Source organism: Microbacterium sp. (assembly GCF_017305435.1).
Taxonomy (GTDB): Bacteria; Actinomycetota; Actinomycetes; order Actinomycetales; family Microbacteriaceae; genus Microbacterium.
Genome location: NZ_JAFKIP010000006.1, coordinates 171,174 through 197,975, shown reverse-complemented (window position 1 = coordinate 197,975; position 26,802 = coordinate 171,174). Strand labels below are relative to the sequence as shown.

The following is a 26,802-nucleotide window of genomic DNA, read 5'->3' as shown; positions in this document are numbered from 1 at the left end:
GTGCCCGAGATCGCTCCGATCCCGCTCGCCGAGCTCACGACGCTGCGCGTCGGCGGCCGGCCACGCCGGATGATCGAGGCGCGGACGCGGGACGATCTCGTCGCCGCGCTGCGCGATACCTGGGCGAGCGGCGACGACTGGCTGGTCGTCGGCGGCGGCTCGAACCTGCTCGTCGGCGACGAGGAGTTCGACGGCACCGTCGTGCTCGTCCGCACGAGCGGTATCGAGCGGCTGCCCTCGCCGCGCGAGGGCTGGGTGCGCCTCCGCGTCGAGGCCGGTCACGGCTGGGACGACCTCGTCGCGTACGCGGCTTCGGAGGGCCTGTCGGGGATCGTCGCGATGTCCGGAATCCCCGGGACGGTGGGAGCTGCGCCCGTGCAGAACATCGGTGCATACGGGCAGGAGATCGTCGAGACGCTCGTCGAGGTCGAGCTGATCGACGAGTCCACGGGGGATGTCTCCGTCGTGTCCGCCGCGGAGCTCGGCCTCGGCTTTCGCACGTCGGTCCTGAAGAACCACTACGGGTCGGTCGCGGTGCGCCGGGCGGTTGTGCTGTCGGTGACGCTCGAGCTGCGCGAGGTCGGCCACGGTCCGTTCGCTCTCTCCGGTGCGCAGCTGCGGCAGGCGCTCGGCGTCGCGGAGGGTGAGGGAGTGACGCTCGCCTGGGTGCGCGAGACGGTGCTGGCGACCCGCGCCCGGAAGGGCATGGTGCTCGACGACGCCGATCCGGACACGTTCAGCGCGGGCTCGTTCTTCCAGAACGCCATCGTCTCGGCATCCTTCGCTCGAACGCTGCCGCCGGAGTGTCCGCGCTGGCCGGTCTCGACCACTGCGGCGCCGCTCGAGGCCGCCGACCGAGTGATTCCGCTCGCGTCCTACGACGGGTACGTCCCGCCCCCGGTGTCCGTGCAGCCCGACGTGAAGGTCAGCGCGGCGTGGCTCATCGAGCATTCCGGGCTCCGCAAGGGGTTCCACCTGCCGCGCTCGCGCGCCGGGCTGTCCACGAAGCACGCTCTCGCGCTGACCAACCGCGGAGCCGCGACGGCCGAGGAGATCGCCGAGCTCGCCCGCTACATCCAGCAGCGGGTGCAGAGCGAGTTCGGTCTCATCCCGCAGCCCGAGCCGGTCCTCGTCGGCGTCGACCTGTAGCGAGCGGGAGAGGGGCGAGCGGGCGAGCGCGTCGGCCCGCGCTCAGGCGAACAGGTGCTGGAGGCGCTGTACGCCTTCGAGCAGCTGGTCGTCGCCGAGCGCGTACGACAGACGCAGGTAGCCCGACGGGCCGAACGCCTCGCCCGGCACGACCGCGACCTCCGCCTCGTCGAGGATGAGGTCGGCGAGTTCGAGCGACGACGTCACCCGGCGACCCGCCCACTCGCGGCCGAGCAGGCCCGTCACGTCGGGATAGACGTAGAACGCGCCGAGCGGGTTCGGCACCGTCACACCGGGGATCTTGGCGAGCTCCGCCACGATCACCTTGCGGCGCCGGTCGAACGCCTGGCGCATCTGCTCTGCTTCGGTCTGCGGCCCCGTGAGCGCTGCGAGCGCCGCGCGCTGCGCGATGTTGTTCACGTTCGACGACAGGTGCGACTGGAGGTTGCCGGCGACCTTGATCGCGTCGGCGGGGCCGACCATCCAGCCCACACGCCAGCCGGTCATGGCGTAGGTCTTGGCGACGCCGTTGACGAGGATCGTCTGCCCGGCCAGCTCCGGGACCGCCTCGACGATCGACGCGGCGCGCGCGCCCTCGTAGACGAGGTTCTGGTAGATCTCGTCGCTGATCACCCAGATGCCGTGCTCGAGCGCCCACTCGCCGATCGCCCGCGTCTCCTCGGGCGTGTACACCGACCCGGTGGGGTTCGACGGCGAGACGAACACGAGCACCGTCGTCTTCTCGGTGCGGGCGGCTTCGAGCTGCTCGACGGTGACCTTGTACTCCTGGTCCGCCCCGGCGAAGACCTCCACCGGGATGCCGTCGGCCAGAGCGATCGCCTCGGGGTACGTCGTCCAGTACGGCGCCGGCAGCAGCACCTCGTCCCCGGGGTTCACCACCGCCTGGAACGCCTGGTACACGGCCTGCTTGCCCCCGTTGGTGACGATGACCTGCGCGGGCGAGACCTCGAGGCCCGAGTCGTGCAGGGTCTTCGCGGCGATCGCCTCGCGCAGCACGGGCAGGCCCGCGGCGGGGGTGTAGCGGAAGTTCGCCGGGTCGCGCAGGGCTTCGGCCGCGGCATCCACGATGAACTGCGGGGTCGCGAAGTCGGGCTCGCCGGCGGCATACGAGATGACGGGCTTGCCCTCGGCCTTCAGCGCTTTCGCCTTCGCATCGACCTTGAGGGTCGCGGACTCGGCGATGGCGGAGAGTTTGCGGGAGAGCGGTGCGCGTTCGGTCACACGAACAGCGTAGCCGTCAGGCCGCGTCGTCCCTGGTCCCGAAAAGTCCCGTGCCGTACTTCGTCAGCGCTTCATAGGCTTCGCCGTACGTCTTGGGGATGTGCGCGTCGCGGTCGAACTGCGACATCAGCAGGCCCAGCAGTCCGCGTGCGGGGGAGGTCAGCGGGCGCCGCTTGTGGGTCTTCGTCGTGTGCTCGGCGATCGCTTCCGGGTTCGGCGGCTTCCACAGGGAGGTCGGGCGCGGCCAGGTGTACGGCTGGCGCGGCGTCGCCGAGTTGATGGCGTTGTAGATCGGGTTCGCCCCGGCATCCCGCGCGTTCAAGGGCTTCAGCCCGTGCTGCCGGCACAGCGTGTTGATGATCGCGCCATGGTGCATCTCGTCGTGGATGACGCTGCCCGCCGCCGTGTAGGCGCTCACGACGATCGCGGGGACGCGGACGCCGAGCCGGTCGAAGGCGAAGCCCATCTCGCCCTCGTCTCCCGTCGTCGGGGGCGTCGCCGATGGCGGCGGCACGTGATCGAAGGTGCCGCCGTGTTCGTCGAACGTCACGACGAGGGCCGTGTTCATCGCGTTCGAGCCCTGCGCGCTGGTCGAGGTGCGGATCGCGTCGTAGATGTCCTGCAGCAGCTTGTCGCCCGCTCGGACGTCGGAGTAGGCGCTGTTGTCGAGCTGCAGCGTGGAGCCGTCGTCGAGCGTGATCTCGCCGTCGCGCAGCTCGCCCCACGGCGGGTGCATGTCGTTGTGGTTGAAGATCATCCGCGGCTCGACGAACGCGTACGCCGGGAGGTTGCCGTTTTCGACGTCGTCGTAGAACTGCGTCATGTCACGGAAGTGCGTCTTCCAGTACTGGCGCAGCACCGACGCGTGCAGCATGCCGGTCATCGAGACGAGCTGAGTCGGGTCGTAGTAGACGCGCCAGGGGATGCCGGCCTCTTCGAGGCGATTGAAGATCGTGGGCGTCGCGGGGGCGTTTATCCACTTCTCGTAGTCGTCGCCGTTGTGATTGGTGACGTATCCGTGCGAGGTCGACGCGTGGAAGAACGACCGGTTGCAGAACGTCTGCGACGGCACCCCCGCGAACCACCTGTCGTAGACGGCGAACTCGCGCGCGAGCGTCGAGAGCACCGGCAGCATGTCGGGGCTGAAGCCGCCCATCGCCACGCGGTACTCCTCGGGAGTCGGCTCGCGCCGCTTCGACAGCCGGTAGTTGACGATGTAGTCGTGCACGAAACCGGCGTTCGTCGGCATCTGTTCGGGCTGCGGATTGTTGAACGGCGCCGACATCGGATGCTGCAGCAGCTGCGCGTTCGTCGGGGGATCGATGATGCCGAACAGCTGCGTGTTCACGTGCGGGTACGTCTCGCCCGGGTCGGGCTGCGGCTGCTGCATGATCTGGTCGGTCGTGCCCTGGTAGATGAAGGGCACGATCGGCTTGCCGTCGGGCGCCGCGTTCGCGTACGACCCCTGGGGTATCCCGTCGAAGTCCGCCGCCGACTTCTCTGCAGTCGAGTACAGGTGGCCGAGCACGTTGTCGAAGCTGCGGTTCTCGAACATGAGCACGACGACATGGTCGAAGCCGGGCGCGTGACGCGGTGTGAGCGGCGCGAACTCCGGCGGATGCACCGTCGCGGCGGTCGTGATCGCGGCGGTCGCCGAACCGCCGATCGCGAGGCCCGCCGCGCCGATGCCGGTGCGACGAAGGAACTCCCGACGGCTCGTCCGGGTGTCGTCGTCCGATCCGGTCATCGCACCTCCTCGCTCGGGCCGGTCTCTGACAGTATCCGCTACTCTCGGCGCATGGCGCCCACCCTCGCGTTCGACCGATCCGCCCGCTACGGGGCCGCCATCGTCGCCATGCTCGTCGGCGGCTATCTCGGCGTCGCGACCGACTTCTCCTCGATCGTGCAGTCCGAGGTCTACGCGGGGACGATCGCCTCGGATGCCCCTCTGCTGAGCATCGCGCAGTTCCTGCTCGTCCTCGGTTCGATGCTCGCCGCCGTCGTGCTCCTGCCCACATCGGGCTGGCGGCGCCTCGGCGCCTTCACGCTCGTCTGCGTCGTGCTCTTCCTCTGGGTGACCTTCGGGCTGCAGCACGCGGCGGGCAACGTCGTGCACCCCGTCACCTTCTGGCGGTTCGTCCTCGACCAGGGGGCGGTCGTCCTCCTGGCGGCGGTCGGGGGATGGGTCATCGCACGCGGGCGGCATCCGTGGTCGTGGACGGTCGTGATCCTCGCGATCATCCCCGCGCTCGTGACGCCGATCCTCGTCGAGCACTCCTTCCCCTCGAGCGCGATCGCGCTCATCTCGCAGGGGATCGTCGCCGTCGTCGGTCTCGGCGCGGTGTGGCTCGCGGTCTGGATCGACGGGCGGCTCGCGCGTCGCGCGTCGACGGCGAAGGGGCCGGATGCCGCGGCATCCGACCCCTCATCGTCCTCGCCCCGCGATCAGTCCTCGTCGGTCAGGTAGTCCGCGTAGGCGACGAGCGTCAGGAACGTCGGAAAGTCCTCCCCGAGGGCGACCTGCTCGAAGATGCTCGCGGCGTCGTCGAAGCGATCTCCCTCGAAGCGTGTGACCTCCTCGAGGGTGCGCGTGATGAGCTGCTCGATGTACTCGCGAGTGATCTTCGTGCCGTCCTCGGTCGAGCGGTCCTGGTGGATCCACTGCCACACCTGGGAGCGCGAGATCTCCGCAGTCGCGGCATCCTCCATCAGGTTGTCGATCGCGACGGCCCCGAGCCCGCGCAGCCACGCCTCGATGTAGCGGATGCCGACGGACACGTTCGCGTACACGCCCGCGGTCGTGATCGGCAGGCCGATGTGCACGTCGATGAGCTGCTCGGCGCGCACCGACACCTCGGGGCGCTGACGGTCGACCTGGTTCGGGCGCTCGCCGAGCACGGCGTCGAACTCCGCCTGGGCCACCGGGATCAGGTCGGGGTGGGCCACCCAGGTGCCGTCGAAGCCGTCGCCGGCCTCGCGCTTCTTGTCGGCCGACACCTTCTCGAATGCCTGGGCCGTCACTTCGGGGTCGCGACGGTTCGGGATGAACGCGCTCATACCGCCGATCGCGAAGGCACCGCGCTTGTGGCACGTCTGCACGAGGAGCTCGGTGTAGGCCCGCATGAACGGCACCGTCATCGTGACCTGGCTGCGGTCGGGCAGCACGAACCGGGCGCCGCGCCCACGGTAGTTCTTGATCATCGAGAAGATGTAGTCCCAGCGTCCCGCGTTCAGGCCCGCGATGTGATCGCGCAGCTCGAAGAGGATCTCCTCCATCTCGAACGCGGCGGGCAGCGTCTCGATCAGCACCGTCGCGCGGATCGTGCCGTGCGGGATGCCGACGTAGTCCTCGCTGAACGTGAAGACGTCGTCCCACAGCTTCGCCTCTTCGGACGACTCGATCTTCGGCAGGTAGAAGTACGGCCCCACCCCGTTCTCGATGAGGCGCTTCGCGTTGTGGAAGAAGTACAGGCCGAAGTCGACGAGCGAGCCGGAGGTCGCGAGGCTGCGCCCGGCGCGGTCGGTGAACTCGATGTGCTTCTCGGTGAGGTGCCAGCCACGCGGGCGCATCACGATCGTCGGCGTGCGCTCCGCGGTCACTTCGTAGACCTTCCCCTCCGGGGACGTGTACGACAGCTGCCCGCGGATCGCGTCGAGCAGCGACAGCTGGCCCTCGATGACGTTGCGCCAGGTCGGGCTCGTCGCGTCCTCCTGGTCGGCGAGCCACACCCGCGCACCGGAGTTCAACGCGTTGATCGTCATCTTCGGGTCGGTCGGGCCGGTGATCTCGACGCGGCGGTCCTCGAGCCCGGGGCCCGCGCCGGCGACGCGCCACTCGGCATCCTCGCGGATGTGCGCGGTGTCCGACCGGAACTGGGGGTCGTGGCCGTTGCCGATCTCGAAGCGGCGCCGCATGCGGTCGGCGAGACGGTCGTGGCGCCGTCCCGCGAAGCGCGCGTGCAGCTCGGAGAGGAACGCGAGCGCTTCGGGCGTGAGGATCTCCTCGTACCGGTCGCGGATCGGGCCCGTGACGACGATCGCCGACGTCGGGATGGGCCCCGTCGTGGGGCGAGTGGTCGTTTCAGGCTCGATGCCCGTGGCGGTGGGAGTCATGGCCCTGTCTCTCTGTCTCGGTCGTGCGGTTGGTCGTTCGGTGTCGTGCGGGGTGTCCTGCAGTGCGGCTCGTCTGGCCGTGACACCACTCTGAGTGAAGATTCGCACCGCTGGCGACCAAATGCTCAGTGAAGTTTCATGGAAATTCACCTTCTGTGACAGAATGCCGCTCATGACGTTGCACGCCCCCGCCGCCACCGAGATCGCCGACGAGCCCGACGGCGCCGACGCGCTCACGATCGGCCGGCGCATCCGGCAGCTGCGTTCGGCACGCGGCATGACGCTCGAGGAGCTCGCGACCGCCGTGGAGCGTGCCCCGAGCCAGCTGTCGATGATCGAGACGGGCAAGCGCGAGCCGAAGCTGACCCTCCTGCGCGCGATCGCCAAGGCGCTCGGCGCGACGGTCGACCAGCTGCTCGAGGCCGAGACGCTCGACGAGCGTGCGACGCTCGAGATCGCCCTCGAGCGTGCCATGAAGGGGCCGACCTTCCAGGCGCTCGGGATCGACGCCTTCCGCATCGGCAAGACGCTCCCCGACGACGCGCTGCGCGCGATGCTCGCGCTCCACGGTGAGATCGAGCGCCTCGGGGACGAGCGGTCGGCGACCCCCGAAGAGGCGCGGCGCGCCAACGTCGAGCTCCGTCACCTCATGCGCCGGCAGGACAACTACTTCGCCGAGCTCGAGGAGCACGCCCGCGGCATCCTGCGCGCCGTCGACCACCCCGGCGGCCCGGTCACGCAGCGGACGGCCTCCGACATCGCGGCCCATCTCGGGTTCTCGCTGCACTACGTGGCCGACCTCCCGGCATCCACGCGCTCCGTCGCGGACATCCGCAACGGCCGGCTGTACCTGTCGAGCACGGTGCCCGCGAAGGGCGACTCCCGCACCGCCGTGCTGCAGGCGCTCGCGAGTCGCATCCTGGGGCACAGCGAGCCGCGCTCGTACGCCGAGTTCCTGCGCCAGCGCGTCGAGACGAACTACCTGACCGGGGCGCTCCTGATCCCGGAGGACCACGCGGCGCCGGTGCTGCAGGATGCCAAGGCGCGTCGCGCCATCTCGATCGAGGATCTGCGTGACGCCTATTCGGTGTCGTACGAGACGGCCGCGCACAGGTTCACGAACCTTGCGACGCGGCACCTCGGCATCCGGGTGCACTTCCTCAAGGTGCACGAGTCGGGCACGATCACGAAGGCCTACGAGAACGACGACGTGAACTTCCCCGCCGACCGGCTCGGGGCGATCGAGGGGCAGCTGTGCTGCCGGCGGTGGACGAGCCGCGTCGTCTTCGACATCCCCGACAAGTTCAATCCGTACTACCAGTACACCGATACCGGGAACGGGACGTATTGGTGCACGGCGCGTGTCGAAGGGTCGAGCGAGGGAGCCCACTCGGTCTCGGTGGGCGTGCGTTTCGACGACACGAAGTGGTTCGTCGGGCGGGAGACCGCGAACCGCAGCGTCTCGCGGCACGCCGTCGAGGTGTGCTGCCGCCGGCCCCCGGCCGAGCTCGAGGGGCAGTGGCGCGACCAGGCGTGGCCGAACGTGCGCACGCCGCGGACCCTCCTCGCGACGCTGCCGACCGGCGCCTTCCCCGGGGTCGACACGACCGACCTGTACGAGTTCCTGGACGCGCACGCCCCGCGTGCGTGACGCCGCGCGGGGGTGATGCCCCGCCGCGCTCTCAGTCGCGCGCGCCGACCCGCCCGTCCGCCAGCCGGTCGCGGGCGTGAGTCGCGCTCGCCGCCACCGGAACGTGTGATGTCGCGGCGGCGAGGCCCGACGCGGGCATCGCGACGTACATGCTCTCCGCGTGGGCGACGGCATAGGTCTCGTGCCAGACGCCCACCGCGCCGCGCGCGTTGCGGGCCCGGCGATAGTAGGCGAGCCAGGCGGGGCGATGCGCGCGCCCGGCGTCACCCGCGTACGCGTAGAGCTTCTCGTGACTCTCCCAGTACTGCACGAGGAGGGGGCCGCGGGGGCCGATGCCCATGCGCCAACCGAGAAGGCCGGAGTCGGGGTCGCGCAGCAGCTCGGCGAGCATCGGACCCATCGCGAGAGCGGCCGGAATCCACTTGTCGGGGCGCCAGAACCTGTTGATGCGCATCCCGATGAGAAAGACGACCAGGTCGCCGTCGTGCCGGTGCGTCATGCGCCCGGGGAACACCTTCGCCATCATCCGCTCCCTTGGATAGTTTCAGTATCCAGTATTGGATAGCGATAGTATCCATGTCAATCCGCCGCGGTGAGCGGTCATCGATACGGGAGGCCACGCGCATGCGCATGTCGGAGCTGTCGCGGGCGGCCGGCGTTCCCGTGCCGACGATCAAGTTCTACCTGCGGGAAGGGCTCCTCCCGGCGGGCGAGCGCACCGGCGCCACGCAGGCGGAGTACGACGAGGAGCACGTCGCGCGGCTCCGGCTCATCCGGGCGCTCGGCACCCACGCCGGGTTGAGCCTCGCAGCGACGCGGGAGATCCTCTCCGCCGTCGACGATCCGCCGGAGAGCACGCACGACCTGCTCGGCATCGCGCACCGCGCCGTGAGCCCGCCGGCGGATGCCGCCGCGGAGGATCAGGCGGCCGTCAGGGCGCTCCTCGAGGCCGACGGGTGGGATCTGGCGGCCGTCGACACCGCCGCGATCGACGCGGTCGCCGTCGCGTACAGGCAGCTGCAGGAGAGCGGCGTCGCCTTCCCCGACGCCCTCATCGGCACCTATCTGGATGCCGCCCGGACGATCGCCCAAGCCGAGGTCGCCCACGTGCCGTCCACCTCCACGTCGACCTCGACGGCCGACGCGATCGCCTACGTCGCCGTCGGCGTCGTCCTCGCCGAGCCGCTGCTCGTGACCCTCCGGCGGCTCGCACAGCAGGTGGAGTCGAGCCGCCGTTTCGATGCCCGGCAGGCTCCCGCGTCCGACTGACCGGCGGTACCGCCGACGCGCGAGTTGACGGCGGGATGCCGAATCTGCTGTGATGGTGTTTCTCAGTTAGAGATAACGATTATCATTTAGAACTGTCAATGTCATGCCGCATGCACACTCCCGAGATCACCTCAGGTCTCATGGCGTTCCGGTCTGTGGATGCCCGGCGACGGCTCTCCGCCCTCCGGCGGCACGGTTCGGCGTGGGCGCCCCTCGACGCACGTGGATGCCCGTGCGCCGAAGGCTCGTGGGCTGGATGCGCGCCACCCTCGTCTACTCCGATCGAATGCGCTGACCGTTCCGGCGACGGGCGAGCCCCATACCCGGAACGGTCGCGTCACATCCCCCACTGTCATATCGATCCGTGAAACGAGAACCCCCATGAGCACGACCACCTCCGCGCCCCCGCGGCGCCCCCTCTTCGCCCGCACGCTGCTGGCCCTCGCGGCTGCCGTCGCCATCGGCCTCGCCCCCGCTCTTCCTGCTTCTGCCTCCACCGGCGCGCAGACCGGCGAGTGGGACGTCGTCGCCGCCTCCGCGGCGCAGTCGCCTCGCCTGCAGAGCTACGACCACGAGAACGAGTCCTGGGACACGGTCACGTCGCCGGACGCCTGGTTCGCCGTCGGCAGCGGCAAGGTCATCGACGAGTCGGAGACGGCGACCACGCCGGTCGCCGGCGGCGGCATCCGCTTCCAGAACACCGCGTCCGGCGCACGCGCGGCGACCTTCACCTTCCGCATCCCGGCGAACGTCGGCCTGAACATCTCGAACGGGACGCTCACCGTCGTCAACAGCCCCGCGACAGCCGCAGCCCGCACGGTGACGTGGACCACCCCGTCGGTTGCCGCGGGTGCGACGTGGCACGAGCACCTGACCTGGACGTTCTCGGGCTCGGGCACCTCCAGCGCCGCGAACATCGGCGTCTCGGTCTCCGTCCCGGGCAGCGGCGGCTTCTCCGCGTCGACCACCTACCGGTTCACGTTCTGATCCCGTCGCGGGTGGGGCCGGGGCGATCGCGCCGGCCCCACCCGCACCTCCCTCTCGATCTCTAAAGTCCTCATGCGCACGCTTCCCTCCCTCACCGCGTCCGTGCTGGCCGCCGCCCTCGTGCTGGTTTCGCTGGCCCCCGTGCAGGCGGCCGAGCCCGACGCCGTGGATCCCGTTGCCACCGCGACCCCCGCAGCCGTGCCGAGCGCAACGCCCGCCGCGACGCCGACGCCGACGGAGGAACCGACCACCACCCCGGAGCAGCCCGTGCCCCCGGTACACGAGGCGGATGCCGCGGCAACCCTCGAGACGCCGCCGGCGGCTCGCGCCGAGGGGGCCGCCGAAGACGGACGCACTGTCATCTCGGAGGGGGAGGTGCGCATCGTGAGCGCCATCGAGGACGACCGCCTCGTCCACTACCTCCTCGACGAGTCCGGTGCACGCCTCGACCCCGCGACCACGGTGCTGCGCGTACCGCACGCCGAGCCGTGGCCCGGCGACGCGGACGGAGGCGACACGTGGGAGCGCATCGACCCGTCGCACGGCGATGTCTACCGGACCGCCGGCGGTGGGGCTGAGACCAACCCGCTGTCGCTCGTCGTCGACACCTCGGCGGTCCCCGAGGACGCGGCCTTCGACCCGTTCGGCTGGCTCGGCCCGATCTACACGCGACTGGGCCTCGCGCCGGGCGACCCGGTCGCCGCGCTGCTCCCCGGCGGTGTCGAGTTCGGCGGTACGACGCAGCGTCAGGCCGGCCAACCATGGTTCCGGACGACCGGCGGCGAGGGCGGACTGCTGCCGGTGAGCCTCGCGTTCCTCGAGCCGGGTCGGGTCTGCGTTCCCCTGGCCACGCATTTCCAGCGCTCAGACGGCGCGTTCCTGAACGCCGATCTGACGCTGACGGTCGCCGTGGGCGACGCGCATGCGGCGACGATCGAGCCCTGCGCGCCACCCGCGGAGTTCCCGGTGTACGCGCCGGAACCCGAGCAGGCTGCGCCTGGGTCTACCGTGATCGACGCGGGGGTCGCGCTGCTGTCGACGCGCGAGGACCGGGACGGCATCCGTCTCGACGTCGTCACATCGGATCGCGGTCGCGCCGTCGCCCACGATCCCGCCGACGTCGTCTTCTCGCTCCCCGCCCGCGATACGCAGTGGCCCGCGACCGGGCTCTCGCCGTCGAGTCCCACCTTCCGCGACTGGGAGCGGATCGCGGCGCCGGGTGCGACGCTGTGGCGCTCCGCGGGCGTCTACACGCCGTGGGCGGGATCGACGCTGCCGAACGATCTCGTGCTGGATCTCGACGCCTCCTTCATGGACTGGGGTCAACTCTCGGAGACCTCCGAAGGGATCGAGTTCACGATGACCGGCGCCTCGACGACGGGTGACGGCTACGTCGCCACGTACCGGTACTCCGACTCCTACGGGAGCCTCGGCGGGGACGGATCGGGCGCCGCCTTCTGGGACAGTCGCCCGGGCGGGCGCACCGAGACGCAGTTCGTGTACCCGCGGGACGGTGAGTTCCACACGAACGAGAAGGAGTTCATCGGCAGCCCGGCGACCGGATTCGCCTTCTCGGCCGCCGGTGTCTACTGCGTCGGCGTGCGCGCCGGCACCACGCTGGCCGGCGCGTCCGAGGCGACGCGCGCGCATGCCACCTTCACGTTCGCCGTCGGGATCGACCCCGCCGCCGTCACTCCCTGCACGCAGCAGTCGGACGACGACGGGCCGGGCCAGCCCACCGATCCGGGCGGGAGCGAGCAGCTCGACCCCTCGGTCACCTGGTTCCTGAAGAACCACCTCGACCTGGCCCCGCGTCTGACGCCGGACGGCTCGCTGCAGATCGCCACGGGCGACGGCGAGGGCGACGAGCTGACCCCGCTGCGCGACGCCGTGTGGGTGGGGCGTGGCGAGTTCGCGACCTTCCGCGTTCCCGAGCCCGACGCTATACAGGACGTCAGCTTCATCGGAGTGCCCGGGACGACCTACTACGGCTTCACACAGGGCTCGAATTACCAGAACAAGACGATCTGGCCGGGCCTGAGCATGCTCAAGCTGCCCGTGGGGTACACCGATCGCGACGCGACCTGGCGGGTGTCGAAGCTCGAGGGCCCGGGTGACGTCGTCGTGTGGTCGGGAGCCAGGCACTACCTCAACTCGCGCACCGACACGTCGTCGTGGTTCCCGGTCGGGCGTACGCACATCCACGAGAACTGGGCGTTCACGGCGGCGGGTCGATATTGCCTCGCGATCGAGACCCGCATCCACGAGGAGACCACCGGCCTCGACCGCTCCGCGCAGGGCCTGCTGACCGTCGTCGTGGGCGACGTCGACCTCTCCCAGGTACAGCCCTGCGAGCGCACGCGACCGGTCGAGGCGCCCCCGGCGCAGCCGGTGGGCAGCGTGTCGGCCGAGCAGACGGTCGTCAGCGCGGCATCCGTCGCCGGGAATGCCTCGACCAGCGGGCTCGAGCTCGTCGAGCGCGGCGGTGCCGTCGACGTCGTCGCGGCACTCCGCCGCCCCGTCGGCTCGGGCGCCGACTACCGCGATCCCGAGAAGACCGTGCTGGCGCTCGCGCGGGGCGGGGACACCTGGTCGATGTCGGACCGGATCGCCACCGCGATCGACGCCCCGGGCCTCACCGGCGACGTCACACTGCACCTCGGCGACGTCCGCGGTCCCGGGAACTATTGGCTGAATGCCGGGCGTATCTCCGACCAGTTCGCCACCGCGCTCGACACCCGCGCACAGCGCGAGAGCCGTGAAGCCATCCTGCATCCGCGCTACGGATTCGCGAGCTCGCACACCGTCGACGCCGCCGGCGTCTACTGCGTGCCCCTCACGTGGTCGGGAACGACCGCCGCCGGTCAGACCTTCCACATCACGAAGACGCTGACCCTCGCGGCGGGCGTCGACGCGGCATCCGTGACCCCGTGCGCCGCCGGCGGGGAGGGGTCGACGCCCGTCGACCCGGGCACGCCCGACCCCGAGCCCGCCGTCTGGGACGTACCGAACCGCAGCCTCACGGCATCCGGCGCGACGATCCTCACGGCCGGTCACGTCGACATCGCCTCGCGGCTGGATGCCGGGGCTCTCGCGACCGTCGTGAAAGACGACACCGACGGTGAGCCGGTGTACCGCGACCCGGCCCGCACCGTCATCCAGCTCCGGCCGGAGGCGCAGACGAGCGTGCCCGGGGCGCCGGCGTTCGGGTTCCTGGGGGCACCGGGCGCAGCCCTCTGGCAGGTCACCGAGACACAGCAGGACGGACTGATCTGGCCGGGATGGTCGAGCGAGCTCATCGACCGCGGCCTGGTCCCCGCCGGCATCGACTGGTCGTTGCAGCGGGTCGACGGACCGGGCGAGTTCACGCTGTACCAGAGCGATCTCGGGGTTCCGCGGGTCCTCATGTCGACCCGTGACGGCATCACGGCGGCCGACACCGTCCGCATCGCCGAGCACGTCCACGTGCACGGCACCTGGGCGTTCAGCGCCGAGGGGCTGTACTGCCTCGGCTTCGAGCGCACGGCGGTGCACGCCGGCGGTCGCCCGCTGAGCTCCGTCTTCACCCTGGCGATCGCCGTCGGGCGGGCCGACGTGCGCGCCGCCGACCCCGCGAGCTGTTTCACCGCCGCCGCGGGTGAGCCGACCGAACCCGATCGGCATCCGATCGCCGAGGAGCTCCTCACCCCGGGCTCCGAGGGCGGCGTGAGCGTGCTCGACGGGCGGTCCGGATTCCTCGCGGGCGAGCTCGTCACCGTGCAGGTGGCGCGCGAGCGCGCCGGAGACTGGGTCTCGGTGTGGTTGTGGGGCGCCGCGGGCGCCGCCGCCGAGCCGCGCTGGCTCGGATGGGCGCGTGTCGGATCGAGCGGCGCGGTGCAGGTGCGGCTGCCGGCCGACGCCGCGGCCCATGGACACCGCCTCGTCGTCTCGACGCGCGAGGGAACGCTGATCGGGTGGGACGCGCTCACGGTCGTCACGGCGCCGCCGATCGGCGTGCCTGTTCCGGTGCCGGTCGGCGACACGACACCGGCCGTCCGCCAGGTCGCTGCCGCCCAGTGCGTCGCGGGAGCGACGATCCTCTCGTCGGGGCACATCGACTATGCCTCCCGCATCGTCGGGGGCGGCCTCCGCTCGCTCGTCGGCGACGACTCGTCGGGAGCGAAGGTGTACCGCGATCCCGCCGACGTCGTGCTCTGGCTGAAGCCGTCCGCGCGCCAGCAGCTGCCCGCCGGCTACGGCGCGGTCGGCGCGGCGGGGCAGATCGTCTGGCAGGTGCCGCAGACCCAGAATCCGAACCTCATCTGGGTGGGCTGGAACACCGAGGCCCTGAGCGGAGCGAACGCCGCGGGCCCCGTCGACTGGACCCTGGATGCCGTCGCCGGCCCCGGCCGGGTGACCGTGTACACCTCGGGAGTCTTCGGCGGTGTGCAGAGCGTCGTGCTGGACGGCGCGGGGTCGTCGTACCGCATCCCGCTCGGGGTTCACGCGCATGCGAACTGGGCGTTCAGCGAGCAGGGCGTCTACCGGCTGCGGATGACGCAGACGGTGAGCCTGCCCTCGGGCGAACGATCGAGCGACACCGCGACGGTGACCGTCGCCGTCGGAGACATCGACCCGGCGCAGGCCGTCGCGGGCGGAAGCGGCTGCGGCGCGATCTCGGCTGCCCTCCTCACCGCCGACGACGAGGATGCCGCCCGCCGCGCCGCGGAACAGGCCGCCGCCGAGGCCGCGGCCGCTGCTGCCGGCTCGTCCGGATCGGCCGGCACGGCACGCATCGCCGGACCGGACGCGCCGCTCGAGCGTGAGGAGGTCGCCGCGAGCCCCGTGCCCGTGCTCCTCGGTGTGCTCGGCGGTCTGCTGCTGGTCGCGGGCGTCGGAGCCGGAGTGGTCTCGGTGCGACGGCGCCGCCCGGCCTCATGACGGGGACGGACCGCCCGAGTGGGACGGGCGCCACGCCGTCGCGCCGTGGCACGGCATGCGCGGCGGCCGCCGTCGTCATCGCCCTCACGGTGACCGGCTGCGCCGCCGCGCCCGCGCTCAGCGACGCCGACGATCGCGTGCAGGTCGTGACCACGACGCCCCTGCTCGCCGACCTGGTCGGCCACGTGGGGGGAGAGCGGGTGCGCGTGGCATCCCTCGTGCGCGACGGAGCCGATCCGCACGAATACGCGCCCACCCTGCGCGACGCGCGCAACGTCGTCTACGCGGATGCCGCGTTCAGCAACTATGCGCTGCTGGAGGAGCACGGCATCATCAAGACCCTCGACGCCAACCTCCGTCCGGGAGCGCCGAACGTCTCGCTCGCCGAGGAGTCGGTGAAGTACGCGGCGGAGCTCATCCCGCTGGTCGAGGATGCCGGGCTCGACACGGTCTGGCTCGGCGCACGCGTCCACGGCGACGGCCGGCAGTGGGGCGCGACGCGCGCCTCGCAGGTCGTCCTCGAGGCGACCGGGATGACGGGCCCGGGTAAGGCGTTCGCGTACCTGACCGGCACGTTCGGCGACACCGACGTCATGATCGACTCGGCCGACGGCTTCGGGGGCGCCCGTCCGGACACGATCGAGCTGCCCGTCGACGCGCACAGCCATCTCTCCTGGGCGTTCACCGAGCCGGGCGTCTACACGCTCGACCTCCGCGCGAGCCTGCGGCTGACCCCGTCATCGCCGGGGATCGACCTCGCCGCCGCGACGTACACCTTCGCCGTCGGCGTCGATCCCTCGCGCGCGTCGATCGACGGCGCCGTCGTCCTCGATGAAGGCCACGCCGACGTGACCGCCGATCTCGACACGCGTCGCATGCGCATCCGGTACGACCCCGACGGCGGCGGCGAGCACACCCAGCAGGACCTCGACCCCGCCCGCATCGTCATCGAGGTGCCGGCGAAGGCGCAGGAGGAGATCCCGGGAGGATCGGACTTCGCCTTCCTCGGACGCCCGGGGGAGCGGGTGTATCAGCTCGCCCAGGCGGTGCTCGGCCGGCACATCCACGGCGAGATCGATCCGCACCTCTGGCAGAACGTCCGCAACGTCATGGCCTACGTCCAGCTCATCCGCGACACGCTCGTCGAGGTCGATCCCGCCGGGGCCGCGGAGTACGCGCGCAACACCGACCGCTACCTCGCCGAACTCGACGACACCGACCGTGTCGTCCGAGAGACGATCGCCGCGATCCCGCCCGAGCGGCGCTGGCTCGTGACGACCCACGACGCGTTCGGCTACCTCGCGCAGGCCTACGACCTGCGCATCGCCGGCTTCGTGACGCCGAACCCCGCGACCGAGCCCTCGCTCGCCGACCGCCGACGCCTCGCCGACACCATCCGCTCGCTGCACGTTCCCGCGGTGTTCGTGGAACCGAATCTCGCCGCGCGCTCCACGACCCTCGCCGATGTCGCTCGCGCCGAAGGTGTCGCGATCTGCCCGATCTACGGCGACACCTTCGACGCGCACGTCCGCACCTACCTCGATCTCATCCGTGCCAACGCGCGTTCGCTCGCCGACTGCCTCGGCACCGCCCCCCGAGAGGACCCCCAGCCATGAGAGTCGCCCCCGTCTCCACCCGTGCGGCCCTTCGCCGCCGGGTCTTGGCCGGTCTGCTGGTGGCGGGCGCCCTGCTGAGCGCCGGCCCTGCCGCCCATGCCGCCGCCGAAGGCGATGATCCGAACCTCGATCAGACGATCGCGGCCGACGAGGCCGTCGTGCGCGGCGCGCGCACCCTCAGCAGCGGACACGTCGACATGGGGCCGCGTTTCGTGGACGGTTCCTGGACGTTCCTCATCCACGACGACGTCGCGAAGGTCGATCCGTCGCTGACGAGCGTGTGGCGCTACCCCGACGAGACGGTGCTCCAGGTCGTCGACGCCGCGCAGCTGACGGCCCCGGACGACGCCGCGTACGCCTTCCTGGGTGCCGAGCCGGGGTCGACGGTGTGGGTCGTGCCGCAGACGCAGAACCCCGACGTCGTCTGGGTCGGCTGGAACACGCAGGACCCCGAGGTCATGGCCCGTATCGACCGCGGCATCACCCTGACCCTCGATGCCGTCGAGGGGCCGGGGGCGATGTCGGTGTACCTGCAGTCCGGCTCGTTCGGGGCACCCCAGGTGCTGTGGGACTCGCGGACCCCCGAACCGCAATCGGTCTGGGTGGACGTCAACACCCACACCCACGCGAACTGGGTCTTCACCGCACCCGGCGTCTACCTCGTCGAGCTGACCGCCGAGGCGACGCTGCAGGGCGGCGCCACGGTCTCCGACACCCGCCGCATCCGCTTCGCCGTCGGTTCGCAGACGCCGGTGGATGCCGCGCTGGGGGCGACCTGGACCGGCTCCGAGCAGGGCCCGCCCGCGGCTGCCGCCCCGGCATCCGACGACGATCCGCTCGTCCCGATCCTCGCGGGCGCGATCGGCGCGGTCGCGGTCGCCATCGTCGCAGGGGCGGTCGTCGTGATCGTCCGCGGCCGACGTGCGCGCCGTGAAGCGCTGCGGGCGGATGCCACGGCCGCTGTTGCACCTGACCGTCGCCCCGGCGCCGAGACGAAGGAGGCATCATGACGGCGGCGCTGCAGCTGACGGACGTCGTCGTCGAGCTGGCCGGCCGGCGTGTCTTGGACGGAGTGTCCCTGACGGTGTCGGCGGGCGAGCTCGTGGGACTCATCGGCCCCAACGGCGCCGGCAAGACGACGCTGTTGCGCACGGCGCTGGGCCTGCTGAGGCCGCAGCACGGATCGGTGCACGTGGCCGGCAGGCGGGTGCGCCCCGGGCGCTCGCCCGTGGGCTACGTGCCCCAGCGTCACGACGTCGCGTGGGACTTCCCGATCACGGTCGCCGACGCGATCATGACCGGACTGGTGCGCCGCATCGGGCCGGTGCGCCGGCCGGGGCGGCAGCACTGGGAAGCGGTCGGCGAAGCCCTCCGCCTCGTGCGGCTCGCCCCTCTGGCCGAGCGCCCGATCGGGCAGCTCTCCGGCGGGCAGCGTCAGCGCGTGCTGGTCGCCCGGGCCCTCGCCCTCCGCCCCGAGGTGCTGTTGCTGGACGAGCCGTTCACGGGCCTCGACCTGCCGACGCAGGAGCTGCTCACCGAGCTGTTCGCGGAGCTCGCGGCATCCGGTCGCGCCGTGCTGATGACGACCCACGACATCGTCGGCGCGATGGCGACGTGCGGGCGCATCGCCCTCCTGGCCGGAACGATCGTGGCCGACGGAGAGCCCCGCGTCGTCGCCGGCGAGACGGAGATCTGGGCGCGGACCTTCGGGGTCGGCACCGACAGCGCGTTCCTCCGGATTCTCGAGGCGGTGCGATGAACCCGCTCGACTTCCTCGCCGACCTGGTCAACCCGCAGCTGGCGTTCCTGCCGAAAGCGCTGCTCGTGGCGGTCGTCTCCGCCCTGGTCTGCGGCGTCGTGGGCACCTTCGTGGTCCTGCGGGGCATGGCCTTCATCGGGGATGCCGTGGCGCACGCCGTCTTCCCGGGCCTCGCGATCGCCTTCGTCCTCTCCGGCGACCTCGTCCTCGGCGGGACGATCGCCGGCGTCGTCACGGCCGTGCTGGTCGCCGTGTTCTCCCAGAACCGGCGACTGAAGGAGGACTCGGTCATCGGCATCTTCTTCGTGGGAGCCTTCGCGCTGGGGATCGTCGTCATCTCGCAGGCCCCCGGCTACGCGGGATCCTTGCAGCAGTTCCTCTTCGGCTCCATCACCGGCATCCGCGACGAGGACATCTGGGTCGTGGCGATCACGGCGCTCATCGTCCTCGTCGCGATGTTCGCACTGCACAAGGATTTCGTCGCGACGAGCCTCGACCGCGAGTCCGCTCGGGCGCTGGGCGTTCCGGTGTTCTGGATCGACCTCGCGCTGTACGTGCTCGTCACCCTTGCGGTCGTCATCAGCGTGCAGACGATCGGCAACGTGCTCGTCCTGGCTCTGCTGATCGCACCCGCCGCGACCGCGAGGATGCTCACCGACCGCCTCGCGGTCATGATGGCGCTCGGGCCGGTCATCGGCGCGGTCGCCGCCGTCGGGGGGCTGTACGTGTCGTGGTCGTGGGACCTGCCGGTCGGCGGCACGATCGTGCTCGTGCTGCTGGGGATGTTCCTCGTCGCCGTGCTGCTCGGCCCCCGTCAGGGGCTCTGGGGGCGCGTCGGACGGCGACGGGCACGTGCCGCATGAACGACGAGTTCACCCGTCTGCTCGTCCCGGATCCGAGTCTCGGCGGGGCCGTCGCCGCACGTCGGCCGCGTCGGCGAGCGGCGGCCCTCAGCGGCGTCCTGGTCATCGCGGCGCTCGCGACCTTCGCCGGTGCGCTGTGGGCGTCGTGGCCCGGCGAGCACCCACCCGATTCGGCGACGGGAGTGCCCGCCGGCACGGACGCTTCCACTGAGTCGTCCCCGACGCCGTTGCCGGTGGTCTCACGAGCGCCTGGCGCGCAGGCGGTCTCCGCGCTCGCCGACCCGGCGTGGGTGAGGCGGACCGCGGCGCGCACCGGCATCCCACCGCGCGCTCTCGCCGCCTACGCCGGCGCCGCCTTGCGGATTCAGCGCGTGCACCCCGGGTGTGGGCTCGGCTGGAACACACTGGCGGCGATCGGCGAGGTGGAGTCGGCGCACGGGACGATCTTCGGCGGTGCGATCGGGGCCGACGGCGTCGCACGACCACGGATCATCGGCATCCCGCTCGACGGCACCTCCTCGCTCGCCGTCGCCGACACCGACGGCGGCGTGCTCGACGGTGATCCCATCTGGGACCGAGCCCTCGGCCCGATGCAGTTCATCCCCGACACGTGGACGCGCGACGGGCGTGACGGCGACGGCGACGGGAGAGCGGATGTGGACTCGATCGACGACGCGGCGCTGACGGCGGCGGACTATCTCTGTCGTGCCGGCGGCGACCTCACCGATCCGTCCTCATGGATCCGCGCCGTCGATGCCTACAATCCGTCCGTCGACTACAACCACCGCGTCGCGGAGGCCGCCGACGCCTACGCGGCGCTCGCCGGCTGACGGCCCGGCACGGGTCACCGTGCGCGAGCCGCGTCCCCGTCCGGAGCTCAGTCGGCCGGGGACGCGAGCAGCTCCCCGAGCAGCGCGTCCACCTGAGGGATGAATCCGGGGTCGACGGCGAAGAGCCCGAGATGCCCATGGACGTCGTCGATGACTCGCAGCTCGCTCCCCGGAACGAGGGCCTGCTCGGCGGCGCAGTCGCGCACGGGGAAGAACATGTCCTCCGAGATGGGCATCACGAAGGTCTTCGCGGTGATCCGGCCCAGAGCCGCGGCCAGGTCGCCGCCCGTGTGCCGGGAGACGTCGCCGCGCTGCCACTTCCACGCCATGGCGAGCAGGTCGTTGGGGTCCATCGCCGTGAAGTAGGGCTCGAGGAAGTTCGTGAGGAACTCCTCCTTCGACGCGAACCCCAGTGCGCTCCACTTCTCCTGCTTCCAGAACTCCGTGGAGAAGCCCATCGTGGCCCAGAGGTGGGCGTGGCGGGTCAGGCCGTCCGCCACCTCGGAGTTCGAGGCGTACTCACCGCCGTTCCAGCCCGGGTCCGACCAGATCTGCTCGTTGAGCGTCTCGGTGAACAGGAAGTCGTGCGGGGTGTTCTTCGCGGTGCCGGCGATCGGGGCGGCGCGGCGGACCTTCTCGGGGAAGCGGACCGCCCATTCGTAGGTCTGCTGCGCTCCCATCGAGCCGCCCACCACCAGCGCCAGACGTTCGATCCCGAAGTGCTCGCGCAGCAGTCGTTCCTGCGCGACGACGTCGTCACCGATGCGCACCTTCGGGAACTTCGACATCGACACGGCATCCTCGGCATTGTGCGGAGACGTCGACAGGCCGCCTCCGATCTGGTTGACGCAGACGATGAAGTACTTCGCCGGGTCGAGGGCGTGGCCCTCGCCCACGTAGGCATCGGCCCAGATCTGGTGCGTTCCGGAGTACCAGGTCGGGATCAAGATCGCGTTGTCCTTCGCCTCGTTCAGGGTTCCCCAGGTGCGGACGGCCAGCTGCACGTCGGGGAGCGTCCCTCCCTCTTCGAGGTCGAGGGCGCCGATCGAGACCAGGGTGTAGTCCTGGTGGACGGCGGGGGAGTAATACGGGTTGTCGATCATCGGTTCCACCTCATCGTGGTCGGGATAGTGCTCACCAGCATCCCGGGAGGGGAGGGCGCCGGCCACCGACGAAACGACGCAGATGCCTCGTCCGGATCAGACGTTTGGCGGGTGCTCAGGAGGAGGGTGCGGGCAGCTCCAGGACGCGCGAGGTCCGCAGCCGCCAGATGAGGAAGGCCAGGCCCAGCCGGGTGCGTCCGAGACCGTCGAGCGGGTCGAAGCCGAGCTCGGCGATGACCGTGTCTACGCGCGTCGACATCGTGGAGTGATGGATGCCGGCCGCGCGCGCCGCCTCGCGAACCGACGAGGTGCGTACGAGGGCGTCGACAGTCGACGCTCCCCAGGGGTGACGCATCACGGCATCCAGCGCATCGCCGTCGCTGTCCGCCCGGGTTCGGGAGGGAAGGGAGGCCAGCACTTCGGCCAGCCCTCCCAGATCGTCGGCGTGGGACGGGCCGTCGCCTCCGTCAAGACCGTGCGGGCCGTGCAGACGCAAGGCGATCACCGCCGTGCGCAGCGACAACCACAGGTCTTCCGGGGCGGCGGCCGTTCCGATGCCGAGCGGGGTGGCATCCACCGGTGCATCCGCCTCGATGATCGCGGCGTGCACGGGGCCGTGGGCGGTCGTCTGCACGTCCTCGGGCCCGGTCGGGTGCACCCGCCACGTCGCGAACAGGGGCGCGGCCACGGCCCGGTATCGGCGGGTGGGGGAGAGCCCTCGACGGGATGCGGCGTCGAGGCGGTCGGCGAGCGGTGCCTCGGCGTCGAAGATCACGGCGAGGTCGCGGCGCGTGGGAGCCGCGTCGTCGTCGCGTATGCGCAGGGCGAGGGCGAGTCGCTCGAGGATCAGCGCATCGTTGGCGTGCACCCCCGTGCCGTCATCATCGATCCAGACGGCGGTATCGGCGCCGACGGTGACGGTCGCGCCACCGGGCCCCGGGTCCGTCAGCTCGTGCCCGCGGGTGTCGATGCGGGTGAGGCGTCCGTCGCGGCGGAGCGACACCGGTCGCCCGGCGAGGGCGGCCGCAGCGCTGAGCAGCCCGCGGCTGCCCACGCCGCCGGTCATGAGCTCGTCGAAGCACGCGATGACGCGCAGGCTCTGACTGGCCGTGGGATCAAGGGCCCGTAAGCGCCCCAGCAGCTCCTGCACCCGTGCCCTCCTTCGCGTACGGCTCGTCCAGCATGACGCGCGGGAGCCTACCGCGCCAGTGTCCGCTCGACCCAGTCGCGCCGAGCGTGGATCATGGCGCGAGAGATCGAGGCGTGCGGGGCGAAGATGTCACACGCGTGGAAGGCACCGGGCCACACGTGCAGTTCGGTCTCCACCCCCGCCTCCCAGAGCGCCTGCGCGTACGCCACCGTCTCGTCGCGGAAGATCTCCGCGCCGCCCACGCTGAGAAACGTCGGCGGCAGTCCGGACAGGTCTTCGGCGCGGGCAGGCGCCGCATACGCGCTGACCTCCTCGCCACCGACGCGCCCACCGAGCAGCGCCGCCCACCCCGTCTCATTGCTGACCCTGTCCCACACGCCGACCCCGTCGAACGCGTACGTGGAAGCGGTGAGACCCCGGTCATCGAGCATCGGATAGTCCAGCAGCTGCCCGCACAGGTGCGGCCCACCGCGGTCGCGCGCGGCCAGGGCGACGCCGGCCGCGAGCCCGCCGCCGGCGCTCGCCCCCACCACCGCGAGCCGGTCGGTGCGGATTCCGAGCGTCCGTGCGTTCGCTCCCACCCACTCCAGGGCGGCGTAGCAGTCCTCGAACGGCACCGGATCAGGGTGCTCCGGCGCCAACCGGTACTCCACGCTGATGAGCCGCATCCCATACCGCTCGACCCACTGCAGCGGTTCGTCGAGGCCGCTGAAGCGATCGCCGAACATCATGCCGCCGGAGTGGAAGATCAGCAGCGCCGGGAGAGGCTGCGCCGAATCCTCGGGAGAGATCACCGACGCGGCGATCGAAGCGCCCTCATGCCCCGGGTAGTGCAGGTCCTCGATGCGGATGCGGTGCGCCGCGAGGATGTCGCTGCGCGCAGGGGAGGCGTAGGAGCGCCGCATGAACGGGATCAGCTCCGGGGTCACCGTCGGCGGGAAGAGCCCGCCGACCACGGCGAGGGCCGCTTTCAACTCGGGGTCGAACACGGCGCGGTTCGGATCCATGTCGTCATCTAAGCGCATCAGCGGCGAGTCCCGGCCGGCGCTCCCGGACCTCAGTCGGCCAGCGCGACGAGCGCCGCCCACAGCTCCGCACGGGCGGGGAACGACGCGAGATCGACGCCCAGCACCTGCTGCGCCTGCGCGACGCGTGCGCGGACGGTGTGGCGATGGATGCCGAGGGCCTGCGCCGCCTCGTCGATGCGGGCATCGTGGGCGAGCCACGTCCGTACGGTTTCGGTGAGCACCGTGCCGTGCGCCTCGTCGTGCGCGCGGAGAGGCTGCAGCCGCGCCTGCGCCAGCGCTCGGCCCTCCGGCGTCCCGAGGGCGGCGAAGACGCCGCCCTCGGTCGCCCGTGCGAACGCGGCGACCTCGCCGGTGGCGGCGCGCCGCGCCGCCACCGTCGCCTGCTCGTACGCCCGCGCGAACCCCGGGTAGTCCACGGGGTCGCCCGACCCCACGGCGGTGTCGAACAACCGCGCGAACGTGTGCAGCGTGTCGACGTCGGCGGCCGGAACGACGATGACGTGCCCGTCCGGCCCCCGGCCGTGGAAGAGGGCTCCGCGCCGCTCGGCGGCGCGGAGCTCGAGCCAGTCGGTCGCGGCATCCGCCCGGCCCGGCGCGAGAGGCGCGGCGGCCACGACGATCGGAGCGGCGGGGAGCGGGCCCCACAGCTCGCGCGACACGCGTCGCGCGAGCTGTGCATCGCCGGCGAGCAGCGCCTGCACGAGCGCGCCGCGGAGCGCCGCGCGTGCCCGCCCGAGCCCCACGTTCTGCTCCAGGGCGAGCCCCGCCATGGCGATGACGGCCGTCACGACGCTGCGGCCCTCGAGGTCCAGTTCGGCGCCCGCGATCGCGATGAGTCCGCGCAGGTGCCCGCCGCGGCCGAGGGTCTGCAGCGTCACGCGGGTTCCCGACACCTCGAACTGCGACGCGGCGCGGGCGCCGCGTCGCAGGACCGCCCCCGCCTCCGCATCGATCGCGGCGGCGAGCTCGCCGCCGCTGGCCGAGGCGTCCCCGTCGGCCCCGTCATCCGTGCCGGCTCCACCCCGGACGCCGCTGCTCGCGGTGAGCACGCCCGCGGCGTCATACAGGCCCACCCAGGCATCCAGCTGCTTGGCGAGCTCGGCGACGGTGGCGCCGAGCCCGTCGGGGCGCAGCGCCGCGAGCGAGATCGCGCGCTGCGCCGACAGGGCCCACGTCCGTCGGGCGTAGGCCTGCGCGGCGATCGCCTCGGCGTTGGCGCGCGCGAGCGCGATGAAGGGGGTGCGGTACGGCACCTCGAACAGCGGCATCCGCTCGTCGTGGCACGCCGCGACGAGCGCGGGCGGGATGCCGTCGCGCACCACCTCGGTACCGAAGCCGAGGCCGCGGACGCCGCGCGCGCGCAGCCGCGCGACGTACGCGTCGGCGGGGGCGGCGGGGTCGCCGGACCCGGAGACGGTCTTGAACTGCGTGCCCGTCGTGAGGAGCAGCAGGTCGTCGGCGAGGAACGGCGTCGGGTCGGCGAGGTCGGATGAGTGCACCCAGCGCAGGGGCGTGTCGAGGGCGTCGGGGGCCAGTGCGTCCTCGTCCGACGCGAGGCGCAGACCCAGGTCGGGGCGGGCGAGGAGCGCCCGGAGCGTCGGCTGGGGGTCGGTGGCAGGCATCCGGGTGTCCGATCTGTTCCGCGCTGATATAGACGCGGTGTACTTCGTGGTGTTCAGAATGTACACCGCGGCGGATGTGCGACGTCCGCGAGCGCGCATACGCTCCCGACCATGAGCTCGATGTCGACCACCCTCCTCGGCGGACCCACCCTCCCGCAGCAGCGTTCCCTCGTCACCGCGATCCCCGGCCCGCGTTCGCAGGAGCTCCTCGCACGCAAGGCCGCCGCCGTCTCGGCCGGCGTCTCGCACACCGTGCCGATCGAGGCGGTCGCCGCTGGCGGCGGTGTCGTCGTCGATGCCGACGGCAACTCCCTCATCGACCTCGGATCGGGCATCGCTGTCACGAGCGTCGGCAACGCCCACCCCGCCGTGGTGCAGGCGGTTCAGGATGCCGTGGCGCAGTTCACGCACACGTGTTTCATGATCTCGCCGTACGAGTCGTACGTCGCCGTCGCCGAGCGGCTCAACCGCCTGACGCCGGGCGATCACGAGAAGAAGTCGGCCCTGTTCAACTCGGGCGCCGAAGCGGTCGAGAACGCCGTCAAGATCGCACGCAAGTTCACCGGTCGCCAGGCCGTCGTCGCGTTCGACCACGCTTACCACGGCCGCACCAACCTCACGATGGCCCTCACCGCGAAGTCGATGCCCTACAAGAGCGGATTCGGCCCGTTCGCCTCCGAGGTGTACCGCGTGCCCGCCTCGTACCCGTTCCGCGACCGGCTCTCCGGGCCGGAGGCGGCGGCCAAGGCGATCTCCACGATCGAGAAGCAGATCGGCGCCGACAACCTCGCCGCGGTCATCATCGAGCCCATCCAGGGCGAGGGCGGCTTCATCGTCCCCGCCGACGGATTCCTCTCGGCGATCGTGGACTGGTGTCGCGCCAACGACGTCGTCTTCATCGCCGACGAGGTGCAGACCGGCTTCGCCCGCACGGGTGCGATGTTCGCGAGCGAGCTGTTCGGCATCGTCCCCGATCTGATCACCACCGCCAAGGGCATTGCGGGGGGCATGCCCTTGGCGGCGGTCACCGGACGCGCCGAGATCATGGATGCCACGCACGGCGGCGGCCTCGGCGGCACGTACGGCGGCAACCCCGTCGCGTGCGCGGCGGCCGTGGCATCCATCGATGCGTTCGAGAACGACGGTCTCATCCAGCGTGCCGAGGAGCTCGGAGCGATCCTCCGTTCCCGACTCGACGCGCTGCAGTCCGAGGATCCGCGTATCGGCGACATCCGCGGGCACGGGGCGATGGTCGCCGCCGAGTTCGTCGACCCTGCGACGGGGGCACCCGACGCGGCCCTCACGGCCGCGGTCGCGAAGGCCGCGATCGCGGAGGGCGTCATCGTCCTCACGTGCGGCACCTACGGCAACGTCATCCGCTTCCTGCCGCCGCTGTCGATGCCCGACCACCTCCTGCACGAGGGTCTCGACGTCGTCGCGGCCGCCCTGAAATCCCACTGACCGCTGCCGCTCCGGCATCCCCCTCGTCCCACTTACGAC

At 71.4% G+C, this 26,802-nt stretch carries 20 protein-coding genes; 12 read left to right on the top strand and 8 right to left on the bottom strand.

The window, feature by feature from the left end; all coding sequences use genetic code 11:
• Nucleotides 1-1,149, top strand: a complete 1,149-nt coding sequence (locus tag J0I43_RS11645; protein ID WP_292863768.1) for a UDP-N-acetylmuramate dehydrogenase — start codon at nt 1-3, stop codon at nt 1,147-1,149.
• A gap of 42 nt (nt 1,150-1,191) precedes the next feature.
• Here the strand turns inward: J0I43_RS11645 and J0I43_RS11640 are convergent, their stop codons facing one another.
• Nucleotides 1,192-2,391: a pyridoxal phosphate-dependent aminotransferase gene (locus J0I43_RS11640; RefSeq protein WP_292863765.1), complete on the bottom strand. Its 1,200-nt coding sequence runs from the start codon at nt 2,389-2,391 to the stop codon at nt 1,192-1,194.
• 16 nt (nt 2,392-2,407) lie between these two features.
• On the bottom strand, nt 2,408-4,138 hold the full coding sequence (locus J0I43_RS11635) for an alkaline phosphatase family protein (RefSeq protein WP_292863762.1): 1,731 nt from the start codon (nt 4,136-4,138) through the stop codon (nt 2,408-2,410).
• A gap of 51 nt (nt 4,139-4,189) precedes the next feature.
• Here J0I43_RS11635 and J0I43_RS11630 point away from each other — a divergent pair, with 51 nt between their 5' ends.
• Complete coding sequence (locus tag J0I43_RS11630; protein ID WP_292863759.1) at nt 4,190-4,858, top strand: hypothetical protein; 669 nt, start codon at nt 4,190-4,192, stop codon at nt 4,856-4,858.
• On the opposite strand, the gene aceB is transcribed toward J0I43_RS11630, so the two are convergent.
• A complete protein-coding gene (aceB, locus tag J0I43_RS11625) occupies nt 4,837-6,504 on the bottom strand; it encodes a malate synthase A (RefSeq protein WP_292863756.1) in 1,668 nt (555 codons plus the stop codon). The two genes, J0I43_RS11630 and aceB, sit on opposite strands and share 22 nt — an antisense overlap.
• A gap of 172 nt (nt 6,505-6,676) precedes the next feature.
• On the opposite strand from aceB, the gene J0I43_RS11620 reads away from it, so the two are divergent.
• A complete protein-coding gene (locus J0I43_RS11620; RefSeq protein WP_292863753.1) occupies nt 6,677-8,155 on the top strand; it encodes a helix-turn-helix transcriptional regulator in 1,479 nt (492 codons plus the stop codon).
• A gap of 31 nt (nt 8,156-8,186) precedes the next feature.
• On the opposite strand, the gene J0I43_RS11615 is transcribed toward J0I43_RS11620, so the two are convergent.
• Nucleotides 8,187-8,678, bottom strand: a complete 492-nt coding sequence (locus J0I43_RS11615; RefSeq protein WP_292863750.1) for a DUF4188 domain-containing protein — start codon at nt 8,676-8,678, stop codon at nt 8,187-8,189.
• 101 nt (nt 8,679-8,779) lie between these two features.
• Here J0I43_RS11615 and J0I43_RS11610 point away from each other — a divergent pair, with 101 nt between their 5' ends.
• The 8 genes from J0I43_RS11610 to J0I43_RS11575 all read left to right on the top strand — a co-directional run bounded on the left by J0I43_RS11610 (nt 8,780) and on the right by J0I43_RS11575 (nt 20,399).
• The gene (locus J0I43_RS11610; RefSeq protein WP_292863747.1) at nt 8,780-9,424 is read left to right on the top strand and encodes a MerR family transcriptional regulator; all 645 of its coding nucleotides are present in this window, start codon (nt 8,780-8,782) and stop codon (nt 9,422-9,424) included.
• Between the two features lie 381 nt (nt 9,425-9,805).
• Complete coding sequence (locus J0I43_RS11605) at nt 9,806-10,411, top strand: hypothetical protein (RefSeq protein ID WP_292863744.1); 606 nt, start codon at nt 9,806-9,808, stop codon at nt 10,409-10,411.
• Nucleotides 10,412-10,483: 72 nt separating this feature from the next.
• Nucleotides 10,484-15,331 carry a TIGR03773 family transporter-associated surface protein gene (locus tag J0I43_RS11600; RefSeq protein ID WP_292863741.1) on the top strand — a complete coding sequence of 1,616 codons (4,848 nt, stop codon included), beginning with the start codon at nt 10,484-10,486 and terminating at the stop codon, nt 15,329-15,331.
• Nucleotides 15,328-16,947, top strand: a complete 1,620-nt coding sequence (locus tag J0I43_RS11595; RefSeq protein ID WP_292863738.1) for an anchored repeat ABC transporter, substrate-binding protein — start codon at nt 15,328-15,330, stop codon at nt 16,945-16,947. Before J0I43_RS11600 ends, J0I43_RS11595 begins: the two co-directional genes overlap by 4 nt.
• Nucleotides 16,944-17,957: a choice-of-anchor M domain-containing protein gene (locus tag J0I43_RS11590; RefSeq protein ID WP_292863736.1), complete on the top strand. Its 1,014-nt coding sequence runs from the start codon at nt 16,944-16,946 to the stop codon at nt 17,955-17,957. The genes J0I43_RS11595 and J0I43_RS11590 overlap by 4 nt, the downstream gene beginning before the upstream one ends.
• Complete coding sequence (locus J0I43_RS11585; protein ID WP_292863733.1) at nt 17,954-18,706, top strand: anchored repeat-type ABC transporter ATP-binding subunit; 753 nt, start codon at nt 17,954-17,956, stop codon at nt 18,704-18,706. Before J0I43_RS11590 ends, J0I43_RS11585 begins: the two co-directional genes overlap by 4 nt.
• Nucleotides 18,703-19,569, top strand: a complete 867-nt coding sequence (locus J0I43_RS11580; protein WP_292863730.1) for an anchored repeat-type ABC transporter permease subunit — start codon at nt 18,703-18,705, stop codon at nt 19,567-19,569. Before J0I43_RS11585 ends, J0I43_RS11580 begins: the two co-directional genes overlap by 4 nt.
• The gene (locus J0I43_RS11575) at nt 19,566-20,399 is read left to right on the top strand and encodes a lytic murein transglycosylase (protein ID WP_292863727.1); all 834 of its coding nucleotides are present in this window, start codon (nt 19,566-19,568) and stop codon (nt 20,397-20,399) included. The genes J0I43_RS11580 and J0I43_RS11575 overlap by 4 nt, the downstream gene beginning before the upstream one ends.
• A 47-nt stretch (nt 20,400-20,446) precedes the next feature.
• Here the strand turns inward: J0I43_RS11575 and J0I43_RS11570 are convergent, their stop codons facing one another.
• From J0I43_RS11570 to J0I43_RS11555, 4 genes are all read right to left on the bottom strand, one after another.
• Nucleotides 20,447-21,502: an alpha/beta fold hydrolase gene (locus tag J0I43_RS11570; protein WP_292863724.1), complete on the bottom strand. Its 1,056-nt coding sequence runs from the start codon at nt 21,500-21,502 to the stop codon at nt 20,447-20,449.
• A 115-nt stretch (nt 21,503-21,617) separates the two neighbouring features.
• Nucleotides 21,618-22,652, bottom strand: coding sequence for a helix-turn-helix domain-containing protein (locus J0I43_RS11565; protein WP_292863721.1), 1,035 nt, complete (start codon nt 22,650-22,652; stop codon nt 21,618-21,620).
• Between the two features lie 47 nt (nt 22,653-22,699).
• Complete coding sequence (locus J0I43_RS11560) at nt 22,700-23,659, bottom strand: alpha/beta hydrolase (RefSeq protein WP_292863717.1); 960 nt, start codon at nt 23,657-23,659, stop codon at nt 22,700-22,702.
• 50 nt (nt 23,660-23,709) lie between these two features.
• The gene (locus J0I43_RS11555; protein ID WP_292863714.1) at nt 23,710-25,302 is read right to left on the bottom strand and encodes a PucR family transcriptional regulator; all 1,593 of its coding nucleotides are present in this window, start codon (nt 25,300-25,302) and stop codon (nt 23,710-23,712) included.
• Nucleotides 25,303-25,413: 111 nt separating this feature from the next.
• Here J0I43_RS11555 and gabT point away from each other — a divergent pair, with 111 nt between their 5' ends.
• The gene (gene gabT, locus J0I43_RS11550) at nt 25,414-26,763 is read left to right on the top strand and encodes a 4-aminobutyrate--2-oxoglutarate transaminase (protein ID WP_292863711.1); all 1,350 of its coding nucleotides are present in this window, start codon (nt 25,414-25,416) and stop codon (nt 26,761-26,763) included.
• The last annotated feature ends 39 nt before the right edge of the window (nt 26,764-26,802 follow it).